This is a genomic window from Pseudomonas sp. ADAK2 (genome assembly GCF_012935755.1).
In the GTDB taxonomy this organism is placed as follows: domain Bacteria; phylum Pseudomonadota; class Gammaproteobacteria; order Pseudomonadales; family Pseudomonadaceae; genus Aquipseudomonas.
Map to the genome: position 1 here is coordinate 2,225,462 of NZ_CP052862.1, position 15,364 is coordinate 2,240,825.

At 58.9% G+C, this 15,364-nt stretch carries 13 protein-coding genes; 3 read left to right on the forward strand and 10 right to left on the reverse strand.

The window, feature by feature from the left end; translation table 11 throughout:
• Positions 1-10: 10 nt before the first annotated feature.
• Entirely contained in the window at positions 11-2,701 is a 2,691-nt protein-coding gene (locus tag HKK52_RS10355; RefSeq protein WP_169370750.1) for a DEAD/DEAH box helicase, read from the forward strand.
• 117 nt (positions 2,702-2,818) lie between these two features.
• On the opposite strand, the gene HKK52_RS10360 is transcribed toward HKK52_RS10355, so the two are convergent.
• The 3 genes from HKK52_RS10360 to HKK52_RS10370 form a co-directional block, all read right to left on the reverse strand.
• Positions 2,819-3,556 carry an S-methyl-5'-thioinosine phosphorylase gene (locus HKK52_RS10360; protein WP_169370751.1) on the reverse strand — a complete coding sequence of 246 codons (738 nt, stop codon included), beginning with the start codon at positions 3,554-3,556 and terminating at the stop codon, positions 2,819-2,821.
• Between the two features lie 12 nt (positions 3,557-3,568).
• On the reverse strand, positions 3,569-4,579 hold the full coding sequence (gene nagZ, locus HKK52_RS10365) for a beta-N-acetylhexosaminidase (protein WP_169370752.1): 1,011 nt from the start codon (positions 4,577-4,579) through the stop codon (positions 3,569-3,571).
• Between the two features lie 158 nt (positions 4,580-4,737).
• Complete coding sequence (locus HKK52_RS10370; protein WP_169370753.1) at positions 4,738-5,445, reverse strand: TetR/AcrR family transcriptional regulator; 708 nt, start codon at positions 5,443-5,445, stop codon at positions 4,738-4,740.
• A 229-nt stretch (positions 5,446-5,674) separates the two neighbouring features.
• Between HKK52_RS10370 and lexA the strand changes: the two genes are divergently transcribed.
• Entirely contained in the window at positions 5,675-6,283 is a 609-nt protein-coding gene (gene lexA / locus HKK52_RS10375) for a transcriptional repressor LexA (protein WP_092270751.1), read from the forward strand.
• A gap of 10 nt (positions 6,284-6,293) precedes the next feature.
• Positions 6,294-6,767 carry an SOS-induced cell division inhibitor SulA gene (gene sulA, locus HKK52_RS10380; RefSeq protein ID WP_169370754.1) on the forward strand — a complete coding sequence of 158 codons (474 nt, stop codon included), beginning with the start codon at positions 6,294-6,296 and terminating at the stop codon, positions 6,765-6,767.
• A 93-nt stretch (positions 6,768-6,860) separates the two neighbouring features.
• Here sulA and HKK52_RS10385 read toward each other — a convergent pair whose 3' ends face one another.
• From HKK52_RS10385 to HKK52_RS10415, 7 genes are all read right to left on the reverse strand, one after another.
• Positions 6,861-7,094 carry a hypothetical protein gene (locus HKK52_RS10385; protein WP_123403749.1) on the reverse strand — a complete coding sequence of 78 codons (234 nt, stop codon included), beginning with the start codon at positions 7,092-7,094 and terminating at the stop codon, positions 6,861-6,863.
• A 153-nt stretch (positions 7,095-7,247) separates the two neighbouring features.
• Positions 7,248-7,772, reverse strand: a complete 525-nt coding sequence (locus HKK52_RS10390; RefSeq protein WP_149660501.1) for a DUF6586 family protein — start codon at positions 7,770-7,772, stop codon at positions 7,248-7,250.
• A 142-nt stretch (positions 7,773-7,914) separates the two neighbouring features.
• Positions 7,915-10,542, reverse strand: coding sequence for a type I DNA topoisomerase (gene topA / locus HKK52_RS10395; RefSeq protein WP_133836760.1), 2,628 nt, complete (start codon positions 10,540-10,542; stop codon positions 7,915-7,917).
• Positions 10,543-10,656: 114 nt separating this feature from the next.
• Complete coding sequence (locus HKK52_RS10400; RefSeq protein WP_092270764.1) at positions 10,657-10,893, reverse strand: DUF1653 domain-containing protein; 237 nt, start codon at positions 10,891-10,893, stop codon at positions 10,657-10,659.
• A 100-nt stretch (positions 10,894-10,993) separates the two neighbouring features.
• Positions 10,994-12,169: an acetyl-CoA C-acyltransferase FadA gene (gene fadA / locus HKK52_RS10405; protein WP_010456360.1), complete on the reverse strand. Its 1,176-nt coding sequence runs from the start codon at positions 12,167-12,169 to the stop codon at positions 10,994-10,996.
• 32 nt (positions 12,170-12,201) lie between these two features.
• The gene (gene fadB, locus HKK52_RS10410; protein WP_169370755.1) at positions 12,202-14,349 is read right to left on the reverse strand and encodes a fatty acid oxidation complex subunit alpha FadB; all 2,148 of its coding nucleotides are present in this window, start codon (positions 14,347-14,349) and stop codon (positions 12,202-12,204) included.
• 540 nt (positions 14,350-14,889) lie between these two features.
• Complete coding sequence (locus HKK52_RS10415) at positions 14,890-15,327, reverse strand: hypothetical protein (protein ID WP_169370756.1); 438 nt, start codon at positions 15,325-15,327, stop codon at positions 14,890-14,892.
• Between the last annotated feature and the right edge of the window lie 37 nt (positions 15,328-15,364).

Sequence of the window (15,364 nt, forward strand, 5' to 3'; positions counted from 1 at the left end):
TTGAGTCCCTATGTCGACCCTGAGCAAACCCCTCGCACCTTCCTGGGTCAGCCGATTCAAGGAACAGAGCCTGGAGCGTGGCCGTCGCTACGCTCTGGAGAACCGCGTCAGGATTGTCGAGGTCGGCGACGCCACGGTCATCGCCGCGTGCGAAGGCTCGGGCGGTAACGTTTACCGTCAGACCATTCGCCTGCGTGAGTCGGCCAAAGGCACGCTGCTGATGGTCGACGCCAATTGCACGTGCCCGGTCCATAGCAACTGCAAACATTGCGCAGCGGTGCTGCTGAAGGTCCAGGAAACCCTGGCCTACCCCGCCGCAGCGCAAGACGCCGAATTGCTGGAAAAACTCCAGGCCGTACTGGAAAACCGCAGCCCGAAAGCGCTGCCGCAAATTCCGGTGGATAACGTGCAACCGCTGCCGCGCCTGTGGCTGGCGAGCATCGAGTTCAGCGCCTTCGAACCGCGTAACGGCAAGATGCAGCGTTACATCCAGCATCGCGCAGCGTTGTCCTTCAGCTATCTCGACGAGTACGTGTCCGGACAGAAGAATGCCGACGTCCTGATTCGTCAGGAAACACAGACATTACGGATAAAACGTCACCCGGAAGTCGAACAGGCCTACAGGGAACAGCTACGAATCCTTGGTTTCAAGATCGCCACCCGCCAAAGCAAGGCCTTGCCGGAAAGTGCTGGCGAACTGTTCGAGATGGTCAACGACAGTGCCTGGCTGACCTTCACCCTCAATGAGCTGCCGAAGCTGCGTTCCCAGGGCTGGGAGTTGCAGATCGACGAGGACTTCGGTTTTGACCTGACCGCGGTGGACGACTGGTACGCCACCGTCGAACAGGCGCCGGAACGCGACTGGTTTGATCTGGAGCTGGGGATCATCGTCAATGGCGAACGATTGAGCCTGCTGCCGATCCTGTTGAACCTGATGCGCTCGCACACTGAAATCCTCAATCCGGAACGCCTGGCCCGTCGTCGCGACGACGAGTTGATCCTGGTGAACATCCCCAATCGCCCGAACTCCGAGTACGGCCCGTTGCAGGTCGCCCTGCCCTTCGGCCGCTTGAAGCCGGTGCTGGCAACCCTTGGCGAGTTCTACCTGCAAGGGCCCGGCGAAACCACGCTGCGCTTGAGCAAGGCCGATGCGATCCGGCTGAATCCGCTGGAAGATATGCCGTTGCTATGGGAAGGCGGCGAGCAGATCCGCAGCTTTGCCCAGCGTCTGCGGGACATCAAGGACTTCACCACGACCGCGCCGGAAGGCTTGAACGCCACGTTGCGGCCGTATCAGCTCGAAGGTCTGAGCTGGATGCAGTCGCTGCGGCAACTGGAAGTCGGCGGGATTCTCGCGGATGACATGGGCCTGGGTAAAACCCTACAGACTCTGGCGCACATTCTCAGTGAGAAAATCGCCGGGCGTCTCGATCGGCCATGCATGGTGGTGATGCCCACCAGCCTGATCCCCAACTGGCTCGACGAAGCGGCGCACTTCACGCCACAGCTCAACGTGCTGGCGCTGTACGGTGCCAGTCGCAAAAAGCACTTCGAGAACCTGACCGACTACGATCTGATCCTGACCACCTATGCGCTGCTGCCCAAGGACGTGGAAACCCTGGCCGCGGTGCCGTTGCACGTGTTGGTTCTGGATGAAGCGCAGTACATCAAGAACCCCAACAGCAAGGCCGCACAGGCGGCTCGTGAACTGAATGCGCGGCAGCGCCTGTGCCTGAGTGGCACGCCGCTGGAAAATCACCTGGGCGAGCTGTGGTCGCTGTTCCACTTCCTGCTGCCCGGCTGGCTCGGCGATGTCAAAAGCTTCAATCGCGACTACCGTGTGCCGATTGAAAAGCGCGGCAGTGAAGTCCGGCTCCAGCACCTCAACGGTCGGATCAAACCGTTTCTGCTGCGTAGGACCAAGGAACAGGTCGCAACAGAATTGCCGCCAAAAACCGAGATCATCCATTGGGTCGATCTCAACGAGGCCCAGCGCGACGTGTATGAAACCATGCGCCTGGCCATGGACAAGAAAGTTCGCGATGAGATCACCCGCAAAGGCGTGGCCCGCAGCCAGATCATCATCCTGGAAGCGCTGCTGAAGTTGCGGCAGGTGTGCTGCGATTTGCGCCTGGTCAACGACGCCGTACTGCCCACGCGCGGCAGCACGTCCGGCAAGCTCGACAGCTTGATGGAGATGCTGGAAGAGTTGTTTGAAGAAGGTCGGCGGATTTTACTGTTCTCGCAGTTCACGTCGATGTTGGCGTTGATCGAGGACGAACTGAAGAAACGCGGCGTTGAATACGCGATCTTGACCGGACAAACCCGCGATAGACGCGCGCCGGTGAAAGACTTCCAGAGCGGCAAGCGTCAGATCTTTCTGATTAGTTTGAAGGCGGGTGGTGTCGGCTTGAACCTCACCGAAGCCGACACGGTGATTCACTATGATCCGTGGTGGAACCCGGCGACGGAAAATCAGGCGACCGACCGCGCTTATCGCATCGGCCAGGAAAAACCGGTGTTCGTCTACAAGCTGATTGCCCGGGGCACGGTCGAAGAGAAGATTCAGCATCTGCAAAAGGAAAAGTCCGACCTGGCGGCGGGCGTACTCGATGGACGCTCGGCTGGGGACTGGAAGTTGCAGAGTGATGATATCGAAGCGTTGTTTGCGCCGTTGCCGGATAAGTTGGAGAAGCGCTGAGATATTCGGCGCCTAGTAGATCGCTTTCACGGGCAAGCCTCGCGTCTACAAGGATCACGGTGATCCTGTGGAAGCGAGGCTTGCCCGCGAAGATTTTACCTTGGTATAGAGCCTGACTCAGCCCTTCAGAACCCGCGCCAGCGTCGACTTAACCTTGCCCATCCCGTCGTGCAACGCCTGCTCAATCTCGGCCATGGTAATCACCGCCGTTGACTTGCCCGCCGCCGGGTTCACCACCAGCGCCAGGCAGGCGTAATCCAGCTCCAGCTCACGAGCCAGCGCAGCTTCCGGCATGCCGGTCATGCCGACGATGTCGCAGCCGTCACGTTCCAGTCGCGCGATTTCAGCCACGGTTTCCAGGCGAGGCCCTTGGGTGCAGGCGTACACGCCATGACTGCTGTAGCCAACGCCTTCGGCCGCCAATGCGGCGATCAACTGCTGACGCAGCGACTCGCTGTAGGGATAGCTGAAATCGATGTGGGTGACCTGTTCCAGGTCACCGGCGAAATAGGTGTGTTCGCGGCCGCTGGTGTAGTCGATCAATTGATGGGGCACACAGAAATGTCCGGTGCCCATCGCCGCATGAATCCCGCCCACGGCATTGACCGCGAGAATCGCTTCGGCCCCGGCCTGTTTCAGCGCCCAGAGGTTGGCGCGGTAGTTGACCTGATGCGGCGGCAATCTGTGCGGGTGGCCGTGACGCGCGAGAAACAGCACTTCCTTGCCCGCGTATTCGCCGATATGAACCTCGGACGATGGCGGACCGTAAGGCGTGTCCACCGCCAGTGACTGACGAATGCTCAGGCCTTCGAGTTGCGTCAGGCCGGTGCCACCGATAATCGCGTAGATCGTCATAACAAAGAGTCCTTATTCAATCAGTTGAGCGTCTTTGAGCGCGCCGATGGCAGCAAGCCAGCGCGGATCTTGACGATATTCGGTGCCGGCGAACGATTGCCCGCGCATCCGCGCGATACGCGGTGACGGCGTGACCTTCATGCGCTGGGCGGCGGTCAGGGCCAATTCAGCGGCAGCACGGTCGTTGCACACCAGGCCCATGTCGCAACCGGCAGTCAGCGCGGCTTCGATACGGCTGGCGGCATCGCCGACGACGTGGGCACCGGCCATCGACAGATCATCACTGAAGATCACGCCGTCGAACTGCAGCTCACCGCGCAGGATGTCCTGCAACCAGCGCCGGGAGAAACCGGCGGGTTGCGAGTCGACCTGTGGATAAATAACGTGGGCGGGCATGACGGCGGCCAGTTGCTTGCTCAATCGAGCGAACGGCACTAGGTCGTTGGCGCGGATCTCGTCGAGGCTGCGCTCGTCATTGGGAATGGCGACGTGGGAGTCTGCCTCGGCCCAACCATGACCCGGAAAGTGCTTGCCGGTGGCGGCCATGCCGGCGCTGTTCATGCCGCGAATGAAGGCACCGGCGAGCAACGCCGCGCGCTCGGGGTCGCCTTCGAACGAGCGGGTACCGACCACAGCGCTACGCTGGTAATCCAGGTCCAGCACCGGGGCGAAGCTCAGGTCGAGGCCGACGGCGAGGACTTCCGTGGCCATGATCCAGCCGCACTGTTCGGCCAGGTATTCGGCATTCGGATTGTCGGCGATGGCGCGCATGGCCGGCAGTCGCACGAAGCCCTGGCGCAAGCGTTGAACCCGCCCGCCCTCCTGGTCCACCGCCAGCAGCAAATCAGGACGAACGGCGCGGATCGCGGCGCTCAGCTCACGCACCTGGCGTGGATGCTCGATGTTGCGAGCGAAAATGATCAGGCCGCCTACTTCGGGCTGGCGCAACAATTGGCGATCTTCGGCCGTCAGCCAGGTACCGGCGACGTCCACCATCAACGAGCCTTGCAGGCCAGCAGTCATAGAGATTCCTTGAAAACGATAAACCCGGCCCGCACGATTTCGCCGCCGAGGGCTGTGCCCGGCAGGTCGGCGATATCAATGGGGAGCGGGTTCAGAACGAGAGTCGGCATGGGCGGCTAGCTTAGCGGATGTCAGCTGCCGCGCCCACCCGTGTGCGGTTAAACCTTGGCGGCCACTGGGGCCGTTTTACTGCGAGGACGCAACTGCGCGGTGGCCATGGCCGTGTCGGTGACGCCGGTTTCGGCACGCATGCCGGCAGCGAGGAACGGCACCATCAGGCGCATCACCTGCTCAATGGAGGTGTTGACGCCAAAATCGGTCTCGGCAATCGCCCGCAATGCCTTGATCCCCGACATGCTGAACGCCGCAGCGCCAAGCATGAAGTGCACGCGCCAGAACAGTTCGATCGGTGGAATACGCGGCGCGGCTTCGTTGACCAGCATCATGTATCGACGGAAAACCTTGCCGTACATGTCTTCCAGATAACGACGCAAGTGGCCCTGGCTCTGACTGAAGGCTAGGCCCAGCAACCGCATGAAGATGGAAAGATCGTTGCCGCTGCGAGGCTGTACCACCAGGGCTTGCTCGACGAGGATTTCCAGCAGGTCTTCCAGCGTCGGTTTGTTTTCCGGCTTGGCCTGACGTCGCTCCAGCTCTTTATCGAGGCTGGTGCAGAACGGCCCGAGGAAGCGCGAGAAAACTGCCTGGATCAGCGCCTTCTTGGAGCCGAAATGATAATTCACCGCCGCCAGATTGACTCCAGCCTTGCTGGTGATCAGACGCAACGAGGTTTCGGCGAAACCTTTTTCCGCGAACAACTGCTCGGCAGCATCGAGAATGCGTTCAACGGTTTCCGACTGGGCCATGGCTACTCCGCCTGACAAACACTTGTTTGAAACATACGTTTCAGCCTGTGCATTGTCAAGCCTGCCGGTTCGTTTTGGGAATGGTCGGTCAGCTATTTAACCATACAACTCGGCGTCGTTAATCAGCGAGCTGACTGACCGTCCAGCGGCGCGCTAAAAAAGGGGCATTGCCAAGAAGCTTTCACTGTATATAATCCCAGTCACTGTATAAAAAGACAGAGCGATCAATATGCTAAAGCTGACGCCACGCCAAGCAGAGATTCTGGCCTTCATCAAACGTTGCCTCGACGACAACGGCTACCCGCCAACCCGTGCGGAAATCGCTCAGGAACTGGGTTTCAAATCGCCCAACGCAGCGGAAGAACACCTAAAGGCACTGGCCCGCAAAGGTGCGATCGAGATGACGCCTGGCGCCTCTCGCGGCATCCGCATTCCAGGTTTCGAAGCCAAGGCTGACGAATCCACCCTGCCAATCATCGGTCGTGTGGCGGCTGGCGCCCCCATCCTGGCCCAGCAACACATCGAAGAGTCCTGCAACATCAACCCGACGTTCTTCCACCCCCGCGCTGACTATCTGCTGCGGGTGCATGGCATGAGCATGAAGGATGTGGGCATTTTCGACGGTGACCTGCTGGCCGTCCACACCACACGCGAGGCCCGCAATGGCCAGATCGTGGTGGCGCGGATTGGCGACGAAGTGACCGTCAAACGCTTCAAGCGCGATGGCAGCAAAGTTTGGCTGATTGCCGAAAACCCTGAGTTCGCCCCAATTGAAGTCAACCTGAAAGATCAGGAACTGGTGATCGAAGGCTTGAGTGTCGGCGTGATTCGCCGCTAAAGGAGGCTTTATGCAGTTCCCACATACACCACAGCAAGCCCAACTGCCGTTGTTCGAGGCGTTCATGGCGCAACCGCTGGCGCCGATCCTGAAAGACGTGGTCGAGTCGCCCTGGAGCGCCGAGCCCGAAGTCTTCAGCGAGCTGTCGCTGCGTGGTGCAGCAGGGAGCTGCCTGAACCTTCTGGCGCCAATTCTCCGGGAATTGAGCCAGGACCAGGATGCACGCTGGCTCACGCTGATCGCCCCGCCCGCCAGCCTGACCCAGACCTGGCTGCGAGACGCCGGCCTGAACCGCGAACGCATCCTGCTGCTGCAACCGCGTGGCACCCAGAGCGCTCAACAGCTGACCTGCGAAGCCTTGCGACTGGGCCGCAGTCACACGGTCGTCAGCTGGCTCAACCCGCTGAATGCCAATTCACGGCAACAGTTGATCAGCGCCGCCCGTACCGGGGACGCTCAAAGCCTGAACATTCGATTGGGATAACTGACAAGCAATTCGCGCCCTGAACAGGGCCTGGCTTCTCCAGGGATAGAGAAGCCGATCTGTAGCGGTATCAGCAGTAACCGACCGACGGAATCAATGCAGGATCCGCGGCTCTTCATCTTTATTGAATTCGCCTTCAACCAGGCGTCCGGCCATCTGCACGCCGACGCTCAACATCGCCTTGGCGACTTCCACGTGGTTACCTTGAAGGAACGCCTTGGCATCCTCGGAGAAATCCAAAGTAACCAGAGAACCCTCGTCCTCAGCCCTGCGCAGCTCGATTCGGCCGTCTGGTAACTCGACAATTTCTAGAAAGGACGTTGGCATAAAGGTCTGTTCTCCACGAAAGGCGGGGATTATATAGGCATCGGCCAGGCTTCGCTCGGGATCTTGACCAGAAGTCATCACGATGAAATATCTGTTAGTACTTAACTCTGAACGGACAACCTAACGGGTCATCCGTCAAAATCGATCAAATCCTTAGCACTCATTCAACCCTTCACGGAAGCGAAGCGCCAACCCCTTGAGGTTCTGCCGCCAGCTCTCCAGCTCCTCGCGGCTCAGCTCTTGAGGTGCCTCCTCTTCATCCAGGTTAACCGCCATGATCAACGGCTGCGTCACGTCGCCCTTTGGTTTGTGCGGCACCCGTGGCGGCTGAAACAGGGCTGCGTGAGCGGCCAGCAGTTTAGCCAGCCAGGTTTCCGAATTACCCGCCAGCTCCACCAGTTCGGCCATTTCCGGAATGGCGATGGCCTCCAGTACTTCGCGGGTCAGCAACATCTCCGCCCGTGGCGCATTGGCCTGCGGCAAACGATAGAAACCGGCGATTTCATGACACAGCCCCAGTAGCGCACCGTAAAGGTGAAACAGCGCCGATTCGCGACCGGCCTGAATCAGTGCCAGGGAGTTCATCGCCCGCCCCTCTTCGGCTCTGGCGAGCGCTTCGAGCGACAGGCCGGCGAAATAAATCTTCTGGTTGGTACGGGTATAGAGTTCGTGGGCCATGACGGCAGCCTCCACAGCGAAATAATTGCGTCACACAGACCCGACAGTGTCGTGGATCAGCCGATCTGACCGCAAGCCCAAAACAAAAAGGCCGCATGAAAATCCGAGGATTGTCATGCGGCCTTTTCAGTGCAGCGCGGTATTAAGCCTTCGCGGGGGTACGCTTGTCTTCAACCGTCCACTTGCCGCCGTCGTAGAAAGCCTTCCAGCCAGTTGGCTTGCCTTCGACTTCGGTCTGCACGTATTGCTCCTTGGTCTTGCGGCTGTAGCGAATCACAGCTGGACGACCATCCGGATCTTTCTTCGGTGCTTCGCAGAGGAAGTGGTACTTCGGATCGATCTCGTCCTTGTGCGGCACGATCTCGATCACCAGCGGAGCACGGGTCTCGCGGTTTTTCGGGAACTGGCTCGCCGCCAGGAACAGACCGGAAGCACCGTCGCGCAGGATGTAGGTGTCGTTGACCTTTTCGCATTTCAGCTCAGGCATCTTCACCGGGTCCATCTTCGGCGGCGCCGCGTCACCGCTTTTCAGCAGTTTGCGGGTGTTCTTGCAGGTCGCGTTGGTGCAACCGAAGAACTTGCCGAAGCGGCCGGTCTTGAGTTGCATCTCGCTGCCGCACTTATCGCATTCCAGGCTCGGACCTTCGTAACCCTTGATGCGATAGCTGCCTTCTTCGATTTCGTAGCCGTCGCAATCCGGGTTGTTACCGCAGATGTGCAGCTTGCGCTTCTCATCCAGCAGGTAAGCGTCCATCGCCGTGCTGCAGATCGGGCAGCGGTGCTTGCCACGCAGCACCAAGGATTCCGACTCACCCTCGTCGTCCGCAGCGATTTCATCGCCCGGCACCAGGTTGACGGTGGCCTTGCAGCGCTCCTTCGGCGGCAGGCTGTAGCCCGAGCAGCCGAGGAACACGCCGGTCGATGCGGTACGAATCTGCATCGGACGACCGCACACCACGCACGGAATGTCGGTCATCACTGGCTGGTTGGCGCGCATACCGCCCTCAGCGCTTTCGGCTACTTCGAGTTTCTTCTTGAAGTCGCCGTAGAACTCGTCGAGCACGTTTTTCCAGTCGCGTTCGCCCTGGGCCACGTCATCGAGGTTCTCTTCCATGCCGGCGGTGAAGCCGTAGTCCATGAGATTGGAGAAGCTCTCGGCCAGACGTTCGGTGACGATGTCGCCCATCTTTTCCGAGTAGAAACGACGGTTGTGCAGCGCCACGTAGCCGCGGTCCTGGATGGTCGAAATGATTGCGGCGTAGGTCGAAGGACGACCGATGCCCCGTTTTTCCATTTCTTTTACCAGGCTCGCTTCCGAGTAACGCGCCGGCGGCTTGGTGAAGTGCTGGGTCGGATCAAGCTTGATCAGCTTCATCGCGTCGCCCTGGGCCATGTCCGGCAGCACGTCATCATCGCCAGGCTTGGCGATTTGCGGCATGACGCGGGTGTAACCGTCGAACTTCAGGATGCGGCCCTTGGCGCGCAGCTCGAAATCACCGGCACCCACGGTCACCGTGGTCGACAGGTATTGGGCTGGCAGCATCTGGCAAGCGAGGAACTGGCGCCAGATCAGCTCGTAGAGCCGCTCAGCATCACGCTCCATGCCCGACAGCTTGCTTGGCTCGGTATTGGCATCGGAGGGACGAATCGCTTCGTGAGCCTCTTGTGCGCCTTCCTTGCTGCTGTAGACGTTCGGGTTTTCCGGCAGGTACTTCTTGCCGAACTCGCCTTCAATATAAGTACGCGCCATCGCCACCGCATCAACCGAGAGGTTGGTGGAGTCGGTACGCATATACGTGATGTAGCCCGCTTCGTACAAACGCTGGGCCATCATCATGGTTTTCTTCACCCCGAAGCCCAGGCGGTTACTCGCGGCCTGCTGCAGGGTGGACGTGATGAACGGTGCCGACGGCTTGCTGCTGGTCGGTTTGTCTTCACGCTTGACGATGCTGTAGCTGGAAGACTTGAGCTTCTCCAGCGCGGCCATGGCCTGGGTTTCGTTGAGCGGCTTGAAGGCTTCGCCTTTCTCGCGGGCCACGTCAAAGCGCACGGTGGCGCCCTTGGCGGTGCCGAGATCAGCGTGGACTTCCCAGTACTCTTCCGGGTTGAACGCGCGAATTTCACGCTCACGCTCGACGACCAGTTTTACCGCAACCGATTGCACACGACCGGCGGACAGACCGCGAGCGACCTTGGCCCACAGCAGCGGCGAAACCATATAACCGACGACGCGGTCGAGGAAACGACGCGCCTGCTGGGCGTTGACACGGTCGATGTCCAGCTCGCCCGGCTTGGAGAAGGCTTCCTGAATCGCCTTCTTGGTAATTTCGTTGAACACCACGCGCTTGTAGCGGCTGTCATCACCACCGATGGCTTCGCGCAGGTGCCAGGCAATGGCTTCCCCCTCGCGATCCAAGTCGGTTGCGAGATAGATGGTGTCAGCATCTTTGGCGAGCCGGCGCAGCTCTTCGATGACCTTCTCTTTGCCCGGGAGGATCTCGTACTTGGCTTTCCAGCCATGATCGGGATCGACACCCATGCGCGAGACGAGCTGTTTGCGCGCCTTCTCTTTCGGCGTGAGCACCGGACCTTCACCTGCGGCGGCCTTGCCGCGCTTGGCGGCTGGCTCTTTGCTGGCGCTAGCCGAACCGCTGGTGGGCAGGTCTCGGATATGGCCGATACTCGACTTCACCACGTATTGGTTACCCAGATACTTGTTGATGGTCTTGGCCTTAGCCGGGGATTCCACAATGACCAGCGATTTGCCCATGGATCAGAAAATTCCTGAATTCTAGAAGTGAAAGGCGGTTGGCGCCTGACGCGGCACCGCTATATATAGTGGCTACAAGGTGAGGTCAAGCGCAGGGTTCAGCGCGCACTCAGCTTATGGCTTGGAAAAAAGGCTCGGTTCGGCTTGCACCAAAGCAAAGCGTGGGACCTGTTCGCCGTCAACCTCGACCGACTCCAGGAACATGCTCAAGGGACGTACCCAAAAGCCGTAATCGCCATACAGGGCTTGGTAGAAGACCACTTCTTCTTCGGTCTCGGAATGCCGCGCGACATTAAATACACGGTACTGCGGACCTTTGTAATGTTGGTAGAGCCCAGGTTGTATCGGCATGGTTCGGCCCTCTCTCAAATCTTTTAAAAATAAAAACAAAAAATAAATTCAGAAAAACAAAAACCGGGGCACTTGGCCCCGGCTTCCATCAACGAGACGCTTAAACGCGTTCGAAGACGGTGGAGATGCCTTGGCCGAGACCAATGCACATGGTGGCTACCCCGAAGGTGCCGCCATTTTGCTTCATCACGTTCAGCAAAGTGCCGGAGATACGGGCACCGGAGCAACCGAACGGGTGACCCAAGGCAATTGCGCCGCCGTGCAGGTTAACCTTCTCGTTCATCTTGTCGAGCACTTTCAGATCTTTCAGCACTGGCAAGGCCTGTGCGGCGAAAGCTTCGTTGAGCTCGAAGAAGTCGATATCGTTGATCCCCAGGCCCGCACGCTTCAGTGCTTTTTGTGTCGCCGGAACTGGACCATAGCCCATGATTGCCGGATCCACACCTGCCACCGCCATCGAGCGAATCACCGCCAACGGCTGGATACCCAGGTCCTGGGCACGCTGTGCCGACATCACGATCATGCACGAAGCACCATCGGTGATCTGCGACGACGTGCCGGCTGTCACGGTGCCGCCCTTCGGGTTAAACGCTGGCTTCAACGCCGCCAGGCTTTCCAGGGTAGTTTCCGGACGAATGGTTTCGTCGTAGTCGAACAGTTTCAGGAAACCGTTCTCGTCGTAGCCCTGCATCGGGATGATTTCGTCTTTGAACTTGCCTTCCAGGGTCGCCTTGTGGGCGAGCTGGTGGGAGCGCACGCCGAAAGCGTCCTGTTGTTCGCGAGTGATGCCGTGCATTTTGCCCAGCATTTCAGCGGTCAGGCCCATCATGCCCGAGGCTTTCGCCGCGTACAGGGACATGTGCGGGTTCGGATCGACACCGTGCATCATGCTCACGTGACCCATATGCTCGACGCCACCCACCACGAACACGTCACCGTTACCGGTCATGATCGCTTGCGCGGCAGTGTGCAGCGCGCTCATCGACGAACCACACAGACGGCTGACGGTCTGGCCGGCGGCAGTGTGCGGGATCTGCGTCATCAGGGACGCCATGCGAGCGATGTTCCAGCCCTGCTCCAGGGTCTGGTTCACGCAGCCCCAGATCACGTCTTCGACTTCGTTCGGGTCAACCTTGACGTTGCGTTCCAGCAATTTGCTGATCAGGTGCGCCGACATATCTTCGGCGCGGGTATTGCGGTGCATGCCGCCCTTGGAGCGGCCCATCGGAGTACGACCGAAGTCGACAATCACGACGTCTCTTGGATTCAAGCTCATAAAATTTCACTCTCGCTCAAAAGTTGGGACGCTTAACCGAAGAACCGTTGGCCAGTCTTGGCCATTTCACGCAGCTTCGCGGTCGGGTGGTACAGCGCGCCCAAATCAGCGTACTGGTCAGCCAGGGCAACGAACTCTGCAACACCGAGCGAATCGATGTAGCGCAGCGCACCACCACGGAATGGAGGGAAACCAATACCGTAGACCAGACCCATGTCGGCTTCGGCGGCGGTTTCGACAATGCCGTCTTCCAGGCAACGCACGGTTTCCAGGCACAGCGGGATCATCATCCAGTTGATGATGTCTTCGTCAGTGACTTCGCGCTGCTCGTAAACGATCGGCTTGAGCACTTCCAGTACCGACGGGTCGGCGACTTTCTTCTGCTTGCCCTTCTTGTCGGTCTCGTAAGCGTAGAAACCCTTGCCGTTCTTCTGGCCCAGGCGCTTGGCTTCGTAAAGCACGTCGATGGCCGAACGGCGATCGTCTTTCATGCGGTCCGGGAAACCTTCAGCCATCACGTCACGACCGTGGTGGCCGGTGTCGATGCCGACCACGTCCATCAGGTAGGCCGGGCCCATTGGCCAGCCGAATTTTTCCATGACCTTGTCGATACGGACGAAGTCCACACCGGCGCTGACCAGTTTGGCGAAACCGCCGAAGTACGGGAACAGCACGCGGTTGACCAGGAAGCCCGGGCAGTCGTTGACCACGATCGGGTTCTTACCCATTTTCTTGGCGTAGGCAACGGTGGTGGCAACAGCCAGTTCGCTGGACTTCTCGCCACGAATCACTTCAACCAGCGGCATCATGTGCACCGGGTTGAAGAAGTGCATGCCGACGAAGTTTTCCGGACGCTTGAGGGCCTTGGCCAGCAAGGTGATGGAAATGGTCGAGGTGTTGGACGCGAGGATGGTGTCCTCTTTGACCTTGTCTTCGACTTCAGCCAGTACGGCTTGCTTGACCTTAGGGTTCTCGACGACCGCTTCAACCACCAGATCAACGTGACCGAAATCACCGTAAGACAGTGTCGGACGAATGCCGTTGAGCACTTCAGCCATTTTCGCCGGGGTCATGCGACCTTTATCAACGCGACCCACCAGCAGCTTGGCGGCTTCAGCCAGACCTTGCTCGATGCCGTGCTCGTTGATGTCTTTCATCAGGATCGGCGTGCCTTTGGACGCCGACTGATAAGCGATACCGCCACCCATGATGCCGGCGCCCAATACGGCGGCCTGCTTCACGTCTTTGGCGATTTCGTCGTAGGCCTTGGCCTTTTTCTTCAGTTCCTGATCGTTCAGGAACAAACCGATCAAGCTCTGCGCGGCAGAGGTCTTGGCCAGTTTAACGAAACCGTTGGCTTCGACTTCCAGTGCTTTGTCGCGACCGAAGTTCGCCGCTTTCTGGATGGTCTTGATCGCTTCAACCGGCGCCGGGTAGTTCGGGCCAGCCTGACCGGCCACGAAACCTTTGGCGGTTTCGAAAGCCATCATTTGTTCGATGGCGTTCAACTTCAGCTTTTCAAGCTTGGGCTGACGCTTGGCCTTGTAGTCAAACTCGCCGGAGATGGCGCGCTTGATCAGCTCCAGGGCCGCTTCCTGCAGTTTCTCAGGGGCAACCACGGCATCGACGGCGCCGACTTTCAGCGCGTCTTCAGGACGGTTTTCCTTGCCGGCGGCAATCCACTCGATGGCGTTGTCGGCACCGATGAGGCGCGGCAGGCGCACGGTGCCGCCGAAGCCTGGGTAGATGCCCAGTTTGACTTCCGGCAGACCGATCTTGGCCTTGGTGGACATGACGCGGTAGTCCGCCGCCAGGCACATTTCCAGACCGCCACCCAGGGCGATACCGTTGATCGCGGCGACAGTCGGGACGTTGAGGTCTTCGAAATCGCTGAAAATCTTGTTGGCTTCGAGGTTGCCAGCGACAAGCTCTGCATCAGGCAGCTTGAAGTTCTCGACAAATTCGGTGATGTCGGCGCCGACGATGAACACGTCCTTGCCACTGCTGACGATCACACCCTTGATCGAAGCATCTGCCTTGATGGCGTCTACGGCCTGACGCAGTTCGTTCAGGGTTAGACGGTTGAACTTGTTGACGGACTCACCCTTGAGATCGAACTTCAGTTCGACGATGCCACTTTCAAGAGCCTTAACCGTGATGGCTTTACCTTCGTAAATCATCAACTGATCTCCACGATATGGAAGCTGAACAGTACACGTCGGACGCAGGCGAATGGCTCGGCAGGACGCTTTTCGTCGATGCTAACGCCAATCCACCCGGCACACCCGCCAACGCGATAGTCGGGATTCTGTAGGAGCGTTCTGCAATACAAACGCTCAATTCATACGCCCGTTTGATTTGGGTACGCCACCTTCACGGAATTTCCGACAATTGTCAATCGCCCAAAATGCTGGTTGAAACGCGACTTTCCAGTCATTTCCGTAACACGAAGGCCAACAACACGCAGATGCATGTGAAGCCATTCATAGAATCAATAGTTAGAAAAGTCGCCCTAATTCACGGCAATCTGTGTTTAAGCAGCTACGCTAGCGGGGCATTGAGGAAAAATTTTGAACGCTTTTGGCGAATGCCCAGCGTAAGATCAGCGCCACAAAGAATTTCCGGCCTGCCTGGCCAACTCCAGCCCGATGATGATGTCGGGCTTTTTATTGCCTGTCTGCCAGACGTTTCGCGCCATTGCAGCGCGAAATTTCCGCACGTCATGCCAGCGCTTTCAGCACTGCATCAATCGTCTGCAAAACCGTCGCTTCGCCCTTCTCGCCCCAGTACAACGTGATCATCTGCTTGTCCGCTTCGATCTTGTAGACGTTGTCCGGCAATTTTTCGAAATGAATCAGCAACGCCGGATCTTCACAAACTTCCTGCCACTGATTGACCCACACACCTGGCGCTTTTTGCCAATAACTCCAACACTTCGGCTGATTGCCTCGACGCGGTCGATGGTACTGCGCACACGGGCTCGGCGGCTCGTGGCTCAGCCAGTGTGGCCACTCCTGAGGCGCCAGTTGCATGGCCAGCCCGATACGTCGCGCCTCCATGCGCAAGGCCATGCGGCCGCTCTGGTGGCGGGACGGTCGCAACCATGCCAGCGGACTCAGGACCACCAGCAGGATTGACACCACTATCCAGACCGTCATATCTGTACTCCCGATTCTTGATGAGCGCTTTGGGTCA